The 10,413-nt window shown below is 67.0% G+C and carries 9 protein-coding genes; 3 read left to right on the top strand and 6 right to left on the bottom strand.

What is annotated here, in order from left to right; translation table 11 throughout:
• Positions 1 to 99: 99 nt before the first annotated feature.
• Positions 100 to 867, bottom strand: a complete 768-nt coding sequence (locus Q0672_RS00125; protein ID WP_298618547.1) for an urease accessory protein UreD — start codon at positions 865 to 867, stop codon at positions 100 to 102.
• A 269-nt stretch (positions 868 to 1,136) separates the two neighbouring features.
• Here Q0672_RS00125 and Q0672_RS00120 point away from each other — a divergent pair, with 269 nt between their 5' ends.
• Positions 1,137 to 1,718 (top strand): hypothetical protein, encoded by a 582-nt coding sequence (locus tag Q0672_RS00120; RefSeq protein ID WP_153160255.1) that lies wholly within the window; start codon positions 1,137 to 1,139, stop codon positions 1,716 to 1,718.
• 14 nt (positions 1,719 to 1,732) lie between these two features.
• Here the strand turns inward: Q0672_RS00120 and urtE are convergent, their stop codons facing one another.
• From urtE to urtA, 5 genes are all read right to left on the bottom strand, one after another.
• Positions 1,733 to 2,425, bottom strand: coding sequence for an urea ABC transporter ATP-binding subunit UrtE (gene urtE, locus Q0672_RS00115; RefSeq protein ID WP_298618544.1), 693 nt, complete (start codon positions 2,423 to 2,425; stop codon positions 1,733 to 1,735).
• A gap of 137 nt (positions 2,426 to 2,562) precedes the next feature.
• Complete coding sequence (urtD, locus tag Q0672_RS00110; protein WP_298618542.1) at positions 2,563 to 3,414, bottom strand: urea ABC transporter ATP-binding protein UrtD; 852 nt, start codon at positions 3,412 to 3,414, stop codon at positions 2,563 to 2,565.
• The gene (urtC, locus tag Q0672_RS00105) at positions 3,411 to 4,622 is read right to left on the bottom strand and encodes an urea ABC transporter permease subunit UrtC (RefSeq protein WP_298618540.1); all 1,212 of its coding nucleotides are present in this window, start codon (positions 4,620 to 4,622) and stop codon (positions 3,411 to 3,413) included. Before urtC ends, urtD begins: the two co-directional genes overlap by 4 nt.
• A gap of 10 nt (positions 4,623 to 4,632) precedes the next feature.
• Positions 4,633 to 6,240: an urea ABC transporter permease subunit UrtB gene (gene urtB / locus Q0672_RS00100; RefSeq protein ID WP_298618538.1), complete on the bottom strand. Its 1,608-nt coding sequence runs from the start codon at positions 6,238 to 6,240 to the stop codon at positions 4,633 to 4,635.
• A 164-nt stretch (positions 6,241 to 6,404) separates the two neighbouring features.
• Positions 6,405 to 7,664, bottom strand: a complete 1,260-nt coding sequence (urtA, locus tag Q0672_RS00095) for an urea ABC transporter substrate-binding protein (RefSeq protein WP_153160260.1) — start codon at positions 7,662 to 7,664, stop codon at positions 6,405 to 6,407.
• A gap of 159 nt (positions 7,665 to 7,823) precedes the next feature.
• Here urtA and Q0672_RS00090 point away from each other — a divergent pair, with 159 nt between their 5' ends.
• Together Q0672_RS00090 and Q0672_RS00085 are read left to right on the top strand one after the other, a co-directional pair.
• Positions 7,824 to 8,681 (top strand): HDOD domain-containing protein, encoded by an 858-nt coding sequence (locus tag Q0672_RS00090; protein ID WP_298618533.1) that lies wholly within the window; start codon positions 7,824 to 7,826, stop codon positions 8,679 to 8,681.
• Positions 8,682 to 8,708: 27 nt separating this feature from the next.
• Positions 8,709 to 10,220 (top strand): NAD(P)H-hydrate dehydratase, encoded by a 1,512-nt coding sequence (locus tag Q0672_RS00085; protein ID WP_298618531.1) that lies wholly within the window; start codon positions 8,709 to 8,711, stop codon positions 10,218 to 10,220.
• Positions 10,221 to 10,413 lie beyond the last annotated feature (193 nt).

The following is a 10,413-nucleotide window of genomic DNA, read 5'->3' as shown; positions in this document are numbered from 1 at the left end:
CTCGAACGGTGAATGATCCACCTATCGAGGTGTCCGTGGAAATTAGACCACTACACCCCAATACCCACGACCCACTTCCCATTACCCACTCCCTACTTCCTAAGTCGCCCATATTCGCGGCACCGCCGCATCGCGGCCAGCGAGCACCGGGCGGAGCACCGACCACAGGGCGACGAACCACGCCCGGGCGGGCTCGGCGGCGGGGCCGAGATAGCGGGCCACCAGCAGGCCGGGCAGGCGCGTCACGCCGCCCTCGCCCACCGCCGGCTGCACGGCGCGGCAGGCTTCGAGGAGCGCGCTGTCGATGCCTTCGGCGGCCACCAGCAGGGTGCCGGTGACCGGCTGGCCGCGCAGGCCCACCGGCGAATCCAGCAGGCGCGAGCCCCCTTCGATGCGGCCTTGTTCGTGCCACAGCAGCCGGCCGTCGCGCTCGATGCGCGAGGCGATGGCGAGGCTGCCGGCGGTAAAGCGTTCGCCCGAAGCGGTTCGGCCCAGGCACAGGATGTCGAGGCCCATGAACACGGCGTTGCCGGCGAGGCGCACGGTGGTGTCGGCCCGGCCGCGCACCCGGTCGAAGACGATCGCCTCCTGGGGCAGCCATTCGAGCATCCCACCTGCGCCGACGCTGAAATCCAGCGTCTGGCGGGCGAGCTGGGTGCCGTCGGGCTGGCGGCTGCGATACCACTTGCCGGCCCCGGGCGTGGTGACCAACGCCCGGGCGCCCTCACCCACGTCGATTGCGAGCGTGAGCTCGTCGCCCCCGGCGATGCCGGCGGGCGGGTGCAGCACCAGCGCGTGGCACACCTCCGGGCCTTCCGGGTAGAGGGCCTTCTGCACGCGCAGCGGGCCTTGGTGGAGGCGATGCACCAATACGGTGCAATCAGCGCCACGAGCCTGAAAGCCGAGCTCCAGGCGCGCGCACCAATTTCGGGCGTAAGTATCTGGCAAATCAGCGGTCTCTCCGGACCGCACCCCAGCAGGGGAAGAAATCATCTCCAGCATGGCACACCAGCGAGCAAGACCCATGCCGGCAAACGGCAGGAGACGAGACGCCACCCGGACATGCCAAGGCACTTTCCAATCAAGCCCATTTGGATATAATGACAAAAAATTTTACGTGTATATGTTTACATACCATGAAAAACATCCACTATCATCTTGTAGCTGCACTCCTTGCCTCATCCATGCTGACCGCCTGCCAGACAACCGACGTTCGCGAGATCCCCATGAAGATCGCGGGCGGCGAGACGGTCAAGGTCAAGGCCGGCCCGCGCGGCCCAAAGCCCGCCGAAGACGCCCGCATCAAGATTACCGGAGCCGCAATCCTCATCGCACCTCCCGATGAAATCGGTGACACCCCGTCCCTGCTGTGGTCATTCAGCCTGCAGGCCAAGACCAGGGATGAGATTACCCGCATCACTGTCGAGAACGTCTTTCCGACCGATCCTGCCGCAATACTCGTGGACGACAGCGCGCCCAGTCTACGTGACGGCATGTGGATCAATAGCTGGAACAATGGCGATCCGATGGGCAAGCAGAATGGCTGGCTCCAGCAAAAGGGGCTCGCACCCTTCGTGTTCCGATTCACCGTCCACTTCAAGGACGGCACCCACTCCGTACTCCACCAGCTCGCCACCTTTGGAGATGACGACAAACGCTTCTTCCTGAACGCCGCACGGCAGACAAGCGAACGCTACATCATCCGAGGCGGCAAGTAACGCAGCCCCGTCCATCACACCGACAGCATCTCCCGCACCCGGTTGGCGTCCATGTCGGCGCCGGTGCCGCGGCTGATGATCTCGCCGCGCTCCATCAGCAGGTAGTGGTCGGCGAGCGAGCGGGCGAAGTCGTAGTACTGCTCCACCAGCAGGATGGCCATTTCTCCGGTTTCGGCCAGGGCGCGGATGGCACGCTCGATGTCCTTGATGATGGACGGCTGGATGCCTTCGGTGGGCTCGTCGAGGATCAGCAGCTTGGGCCCGGGGGCGAGCGCGCGGCCGATGGCGAGCTGTTGCTGCTGTCCGCCCGAAAGATCGCCGCCGCGGCGCTTCATCATCTGCTTGAGCACCGGGAACATCTCGAAGATGCGGGTGGGTACCTGGCTGCTGGCCGGGCGGGTGGCGAGGCCCATCTGGAGGTTCTCCTCCACCGTGAGGCGCGGGAAGATCTCGCGGCCCTGGGGCACGTAGCCGATGCCGGCGCGCACGCGGTTGTAGCTGGCGGCCTTGGTGATGTCGTGTCCATCCAGTGCAATGCTGCCGGTGGCCGAGGGGACGAGGCCCATGAGCGTCTTGAGCAGGGTCGTCTTGCCGACGCCGTTGCGCCCGAGCAGCGTGGTCACCTTGCCCATCGGCACCTCGAAGCTGAGGTCGCGCAGGATGTGGGAACCGCCGTAGTACTGGTTGAGGTTGGTGACGGTAAGCATGGGGGTCTCCAGGGGAAGGCCGGAAGTGGGAAGTAGAAAGTGGGGAGTGGGCGGTGTTTGCTGGACGCTCGGTGGGGCAATCAGGCTGGGGCGGGCACTGCACGTCCCATTTCCCCTTACCCATTACCTATTCCCCATTACCGCCCCAGATACACGTCAATCACCCGCGGGTCAGCCTGCACGGTGGCGAGGTCGCCTTCGGCGAGCACCGAGCCTTCGCACAGCACCGTGACCTTGCCGCCCAGGGCCTCGACGAAGGCCATGTCGTGCTCGACGACCATCAGCGAGTGCTTGCCCTTGAGGCTGACGAACAGCTCGGCGGTGCGCTCGGTCTCGTCGTCGGTCATGCCGGCCACAGGTTCGTCCAGAAGCAGCAGCTTCGGGTCCTGCACCAGCAGCATGCCGATCTCCAGCCACTGCTTCTGCCCGTGGGAGAGCAGCCCGGCGGGCCGGTCGGCCTGGTCGGCCAGGCGGATCTGCCGGAGGGTGTCGGCGATCTTGTCCAGGTCGTCGCCAAACAGCCGGGCGAAGAGGCTCTTCTTGACGCGCTTGTCGGTCTTCAGGGCCAGCTCCAGGTTCTCGAACACCGTGTGGTGCTCGAAGATCGTCGGCTTCTGGAACTTGCGGCCGATGCCGGCGTGGGCGATCTGTGGCTCGGTCATCCGGGTCAGGTCAATCGTCTGGCCGAAGAAGGCCTTGCCTGCGTCGGGCCGGGTCTTGCCGGTGATGACGTCCATCATCGTGGTCTTGCCGGCGCCGTTGGGGCCGATGATGCAGCGCAGCTCGCCGGCGTCGATCTGCAGCGACAGCGCGTTGAGGGCGCGGAAGCCGTCGAAGCTCACGGTGATGTCGTCCAGATACAGGATGACGTTGTGCGAGAGGTCCAGCTCGCCGGGCTTGAGGACGTGGCCGGTGCTGGCCTCGCCGTCCCAGTGTTCCTGCTGGCCGTCGGCGGGGGCGTTGCGGGAGATGGAGGATTCGACTCTCATGCGGAAGCTCCTTTGGCGGCACCGGCGGGCAGCTCGGCGGCGGGGGTGTCGGCGCTGCGGGCAGCCGGCGCGGCGGGGGTTTCAGCCTTGGCAGGGGCGGCGGCCTTCGCCTCGCGGCGGGTCAGCTTCGCCCACAGGCCCACCACGCCCTGGGGCAGGTAGAGGGTGACGAGGATGAACAGCAGGCCCAGGAAGAACAGCCAGTATTCCGGGAAGCTGGTGGTGAACCAGCTCTTCGACAGATTGACGATGGCCGCCCCGAACACCGGCCCGATCAGCGTGCCGCGCCCGCCCACCGCCACCCAGATGGCGATCTCGATGGAATTGGCGACGGACATCTCCGACGGGTTGATGATGCCCACCTGGGGCACGTAGAGCGCACCGGCCAGGCCGCACAGCATCGCCGACAGCGTCCAGATGAACAGCTTGTAGTGCAGCGGGTTGTACCCGATGAACATCACCCGGCTCTCGGCGTCGCGGATGGCGGTGAGCACCTTGCCGAACTTCGAGGCGATGAGCACCCGGCCGAGGATCAGCGTGCCCAGCAAGAGCGCCACCGACAGGCCGAACAGCACCAGCCGCGTCTCGGGGGCGGTGATCGAATAGCCCAGGATGCGCTTGAAGTCGGTGAAGCCGTTGTTGCCGCCAAAGCCCGTCTCGTTGCGGAAGAAAAACAGCATCGCAGCGTAGGTGAGGGCCTGGGTAATGATCGAGAAATACACGCCCTTGATCCGCGAGCGGAAGGCGAAGTAGCCGAAGATCCAGGCGATCACGCCGGGCACCGCCACCGCCAGGAAGAGCGCCCACAGGAAGTGGTCCGAACCCGTCCAGTACCAGGGCAGCTCCTTCCAGTCGAGGAACACCATGAAGTCCGGCAGGTCGCTCTGGTAGCTGCCTTCGCGGCCGATCTGGCGCATCAGGTACATCCCGAAGCTGTAGCCGCCGAGCGCGAAGAACAGCCCGTGACCAAGGCTGAGGATGCCGCCGTAGCCCCAGATCAGGTCCATCGCCACGGCCACCACGGCGTAGCACAGGATCTTGCCGATCAGGGTGATGGCGTAGGTGGACACATGCAGCGGATGGCTCTCGGGCAGCATCAGGTGGGCCATGGGCACCAGCACCCAGGCCACCAGCGCGGCGATCGCCACCGCCAGCCAGCCCTTGGGGCCGAGTCCGGCGACGAGTTTGATGGTTGCAGGCGTGCGCATGTCGCCCTCCTCAGTTTTCTACGAAGCGGCCCTTGAGGGCGAACAAGCCCTGCGGACGCTTCTGGATGAAGATGATGATGAAGACCAGCACCAGGATCTTGGCGATCACCGCGCCAGCCCAGCCTTCGAGGAACTTGCTCACCACGCCGAGCCCCAGCGCCGCCCACACCGCGCCGGCCAGCTGGCCGACGCCGCCGAGCACGACGACCATGAAGGAATCGACGATGTAGCCGGTGCCCATGTCCGGGCCGACATTGGCGATCTGCGACAGGGCCACGCCGCCCAGCCCGGCGATGCCGGAGCCGATGCCGAAAGCCAGAGTGTCGATGCGCGCGGTGGGCACGCCCACGCAGCCGGCCATCGGGCGGTTCTGGGTCACGGCGCGGACGAACATCCCCAGGCGGGTCTTGTTCATCATCAGCCACACCAGCAGCAGCACGAAGCCCGAGAAGGCCACGATCACCAGCCGGTTCCACGGCAGGGAGAGGTTCTCGGCGATCTGCACGCCGCCGGACATCCACACCGGGTTGGCCACTTCCACGTTCTGGGCGCCAAAGAGCAGGCGCGCGGCCTGGATCAGCACCAGCGACAGGCCCCAAGTGGCGAGCAGGGTTTCCAGCGGGCGGCCGTAGAGATGGCGGATCACCGTGCGCTCCATGGCCATGCCCACCAGCGCGGCCACGAAGAAGGCCACCGGCACCGCGGCAACCAGGTAGTAATCGACGAAATCCGGAAAGCTGGCGCGGAACAGGGTCTGCATGGCGTAGGCCGAGTAGGCGCCAATCATCAGCAGCTCGCCGTGGGCCATGTTGATGACGCCCATCACCCCGTAGGTGATCGCCAGGCCCAGGGCCGCCAGCAGCAGGATCGAGCCCAGCGACACGCCGGTGAAGATCTGGCCGGCGGTCTCGCTCCAGGCGAGGCGACCTTCGATGGACTTGATCGCCGTCTGGGCGGCGTAGCGCACCTTGTCGTCAGTCTCCAGGTAGGCGTCGCCCTGCTTCTCGATGAGGGGCAGAAGCAGCGCCTTCACCGCCGGGCTGGACGATTCGCCCAGGGTCTGCACCGCGGCCAGACGCACCGAGGCGTCGGGGCTGGTGAGGCGGGCCTGGGCGTGGAGCTGGGCGAGGATAGTCTTGATCTCGCCGTCGGCTTCCGCCTTCACGGCTTTGTCGAGGATGGGCAGCAGCGCGGCGCCGTCGCCCATGTCGGCCAGCAGCAGCTTCGCTGCGGCGAGGCGTTCGGTGCGATCGGCCGAGAACAGGCGCAACGCCGCGAGGGCGCCATCCACCTGCTGGCGCAGGGCGTTGTTGAGGCCGATGGATTCGGGGTTGGCCGGGGCCGGCTTGATCGCCGCGCCACTGGCGGCATCCAGCACCTGCCCGCCGGCGGTAATGACGACCCGACCGCCGGCCACCGCCAGGGCGTCGTCGGCGAGGGCCTTGAGCACCCGCTCGGCGTCCGCGTCTCCGGTGGCGGCAAGGCCGGTGATGGCGGCCTGCTTGGCGTCGAAGTCATCCGACGCCAGGCCCTTCAGCGCCGCGGGGTCGAGATCGGCGCGGGCGCCCGTGGCGCACAGGCCGAGCACCAGCCCGAGGGAAAGGAGGAAACGTCTCATGGGAACCTTCCTTGTAGGTCGGGCCGAGGCCCGACAACGATGGACATTGATCTGCGCAAGGGCATCGGGCGTGCGCCCGACCTACAGGGTCCGACCAAATTGAAGCTGCAAAAAAGGCCGGCTCCGGGCGCGGAGCCCTTCACCGGCCCGTGCGTCGCGCGTGCTTAGAGCTTTTGCTTGCTTTCGTTACCCGGGATGAACGGGCTCCACGGCTGGGCGCGGATCGGGCCCTTGGTCTTCCAGACGGTGTTGAACTGGCCATCCGCCTTGATCTCGCCGATGAAGACCGGCTTGTGCAGGTGATGGTTGGTCTCGTCCATCTTGAGGGTGAAGCCCGACGGCGCGTTGAAGGTCTGGCCGGCCATCGCGGCGATCACCTTGTCGGTGTCGGTGCTCTTGGCCTTCTCGACCGCCTGCGCCCACATGTGGATGCCCACGTAGGTGGCTTCCATCGGGTCGTTGGTGACCACGGTGTCGGCCTTGGGCAGCTTGGCCTTCTTGGCCCAGTCGCGGTACATCTTGATGAACTTGTCGTTCTCGGGGTTCTTCACCGACATGAAGTAGTTCCACGCGGCCAGGTGGCCCACCAGCGGCTTGGCATCGACGCCGCGCAGCTCCTCTTCACCCACCGAGAAGGCCACCACCGGCACGTCCTTGGCCTTCAGGCCGGCGTTGCCCAGTTCCTTGTAGAAAGGCACGTTGGAGTCGCCGTTGATCGTCGAGATCACCGCCGTCTTCTTGCCCTCGGCGGCGAACTTCTTGATCTTGGCGATGATGGTCTGGTAATCCGAATGGCCGAAGGGGGTGTATTCCTCCATGATGTCGGCCTCGGCCACGCCCTTGCTCTTCAGGAAGGCGCGCAGGATCTTGTTGGTGGTGCGCGGGTACACATAATCGGTGCCCAGCAGCACGAAGCGCTTGGCCGAACCGCCTTCCTTGCTCATCAGGTATTCCACCGCCGGGATCGCCTGCTGGTTGGGCGCAGCGCCGGTGTAGAAGACGTTCTTCTCGAGCTCTTCACCCTCGTACTGCACCGGGTAGAACAGCAGGCCGTTGAGCTCCTTGTAGACCGGCAGCACCGACTTGCGGGACACCGAGGTCCAGCAGCCGAAGGTCACCGCCACCTTGTCCTGCGAAAGCAGCTGGCGGGCCTTCTCGGCAAACTTCGGCCAGTCGGAGGCCGGGTCCACCACCACCGGCTCGAGCTTCTTGCCGAGCACGCCGCCCTTGGCGTTGATCTCGTCGATGGTCATCAGCGCGGTTTCCTTCAGCGCCGTCTCGGAGATGGCCATCGTGCCCGACAGGGAGTGGAGAATCCCCACCTTGATGGTGTCGGCGGCGTAGGCCGTGGAAGACATGGCGCCGATGGCGGCGATGGAGGCGGAGAGAACAGCGGCCTTGATGAAGCTACGGCGGTTTTGCATCTTGGGCTCCTTGCGTGGTTGGCGGGATTTCATGCGGTGCAGCAATGGAGTGCAGGTTACGGAGCCCGCCCTTTTGCCGAAATACGCAGGATTGCGTAGGTGGGCAGGTGGGCTAGAATTCGGCACGGCCGCAAACCCGCGGCCCCTCCCCCGAAAGCCATGTCCAGCCCCGCCCCTTCCGAACTTGAACGCCTGCTCCGGGGTGTCGAAATCCCCCCCTGCCCGGCCATCCTGACCCGGCTGCAAAAGGAGATCGCGTCTCCCAACGCCTCCCTGTCCACCGTTGGCACCCTCATCAGCAGCGATGTGGCCCTCGCCGGATCGGTGCTGAAGGTCGCCAACTCTGCCGCCTTCGGCCTCAGCCGCAAGGTCACCACCATCCAGCAGGCCCTGCCGGTGCTCGGCATGCGCACCCTTGGCAACCTGGTGGCCGGCGTCGCCCTGCGCAACGCCCTCGGCAGCCACCAGCGCCTCGACCGCTTCTGGGATTCCACCCTGCGCATCGCCCACCTGTGCGGACGCCTCACCAAGGAATTCCGCGGCGTGCCAGCCGACACCGCCTGCAACTTCGGGCTGTTCCACGATTGCGGCATCGGTGTGCTGATGGGCCGCATCCCCGATTACCGGGACACCCTCCAGCTAGCCAACATCACCTACGACCGCCCCTTCACCGCCGTCGAAGAAGAACGCCACGCCACCCACCACGCCGCCATCGGCTACCTGCTGTGCCGCAGCTGGGGCCTGCCCGACGAGATCAGCACCGCCACCCTGCTCCACCACGACATGAGCGTCTTCGAGCCCGGCGCCGACGCCACCGCCGCCAAGACCCGCACCCTGATCGCCCTGGCCACCCTGTCGGCCTGCTTCGTCGGCAGCTTCCTGCGCATGAACGAGGATTCCATCTGGCAGCGCGGCCGCACGCCGGTGATGGCCCACCTGGGCATCGACGACAGCGATTTCTTCGACCTGCGCGAGATGGCCTTCGAAACCCTCGAGCACATGGACAGCCCCGTCTGATCCAACGCCCCGCCTGAGCCCCCCGCCATGTTTGCCACCTCCCGCCCGATCTACCCCGTCGCCGGCATCCGCGCCGTCGAAGCGCTGGCCATTCCCGGCGCCGTTCCGCCCCTGATGGAGCGTGCCGGCGAGGCCGCCGCCCGCCTCGCCCTGCGCCTCGTCCAGGGCCCGGCCCGGGTGCTGGTGGCCTGCGGGCCGGGCAACAACGGCGGCGACGGCTTCGTGGTCGCACGGCACCTGCACTGCGCCGGTCTGGCGGTGAGCGTGGCCTTTGCCGGTGATCCCTGTCGTCTGCCCGACGACGCCCGCGCCGCCCACGCCGCGTGGATCGCCGCTGGCGGCCTCACCGTTCCCGATCTGCCCGCACCGCCGGACGAAGGCTGGGCACTGGTGGTGGACGCCCTCTTCGGCATCGGCCTGCAACGCCCGCTGGAAGGCCGCTACGCCGCCTGGATCAACACCCTCAACGCCCAGCCCTGCCCGCGCCTCGCCATCGACATCCCCAGCGGCCTCGACGCCGACACCGGCCGCCGCCTGGGCCCCTGCTTCGAGGCCAGCCACACGATCACCTTCATCGCCCTCAAGCCCGGCCTGCTGACCCTCGACGGCCCCGACCACTGCGGCGAGGTGCACCTCGACACCATCGACGTGGACGCCGAAAGCCTCGCCCCCACCCCGGGGCGCGAGATCACCCCAGCCCTCTTCGCCGCCCGGCTCAACCCCCGCCGCGCCAACAGCCACAAGGGCAGCTACGGCGACGCCGCGCTGGTGGGCGGCGCGCCGGGCATGGTCGGTGCCGCGCTGCTGGCCGGCCGCGCCGCCATCCATCTGGGCGCCGGCCGGGTGCTGCTGGGCCTGCTTGATCCGGCCGCGCTACCGGTGGACATCCTGCGTCCCGAGCTGATGTTCCGCGCCGCCGCCGAGCTCCTCACCGATCCCGCCATGAGCGCCGTGGCCGTCGGACCCGGCCTCGGCCAATCGGAGGCCGCCCACGCCCTCGTCGCCACGGCCATCGGCCTCGACAAGCCCCTGGTGCTCGACGCCGACGCCCTCAACCTCGTTGCCGCCGATCCAGCCCTGCAGCGCGCCCTCGCCAACCGCAGCGCGCCGACGCTGTTCACCCCCCACCCCGCCGAAGCCGCCCGCCTGCTCGGCTGCAGCACGCCGGATGTCCAGCGCGATCGCATCGCCGCCGCCATAGCCATCGCCCGCCAGCTAGGCGCCTGGGTCGTGCTCAAGGGCTGCGGCAGCATCGTCGCCAGCCCGCAGGGCGCCTGGTGGATCAACACCAGCGGCAACCCGGCCATGGCCACCGCCGGCATGGGCGACGTGCTCACCGGCCTCGTCACCGCCCTCCTCGCCCGCGGCTGGCCCGCCGGCGACGCGCTGCTCGCTGCGGCGCACCTCCACGGCGCCGCCGCCGACGAGTTCTGCACCACCCACGCCATCGACAGCGGCCTCCTCGCCGACGAAGTCGCCCCGGCCGCGCGGGCGTGCTTCAACAACTGGATCCGTGCATCGGGCGCCGGAGCCCATTGATTCCGCGCGTTCGTTTCAATTGAAACTATTTTTGTGTTATTTAAAACACACCAACGGAATTTTCGCCACAGATCGAACAAAGTTCAAAAAAGGCCTTGACGCCCATAGAGGTGATGCCTATAATGCGCGCTCTAACTCACCGGGCGGTTAACTCAGCGGTAGAGTGCCACCTTCACACGGTGGAAGCCACTGG

The sequence above is a fragment of the uncultured Zoogloea sp. genome (assembly GCF_937894855.1).
Lineage (GTDB): Bacteria > Pseudomonadota > Gammaproteobacteria > Burkholderiales > Rhodocyclaceae > Zoogloea > Zoogloea oryzae.
This window is presented reverse-complemented; position numbering and strand designations above follow the sequence as displayed.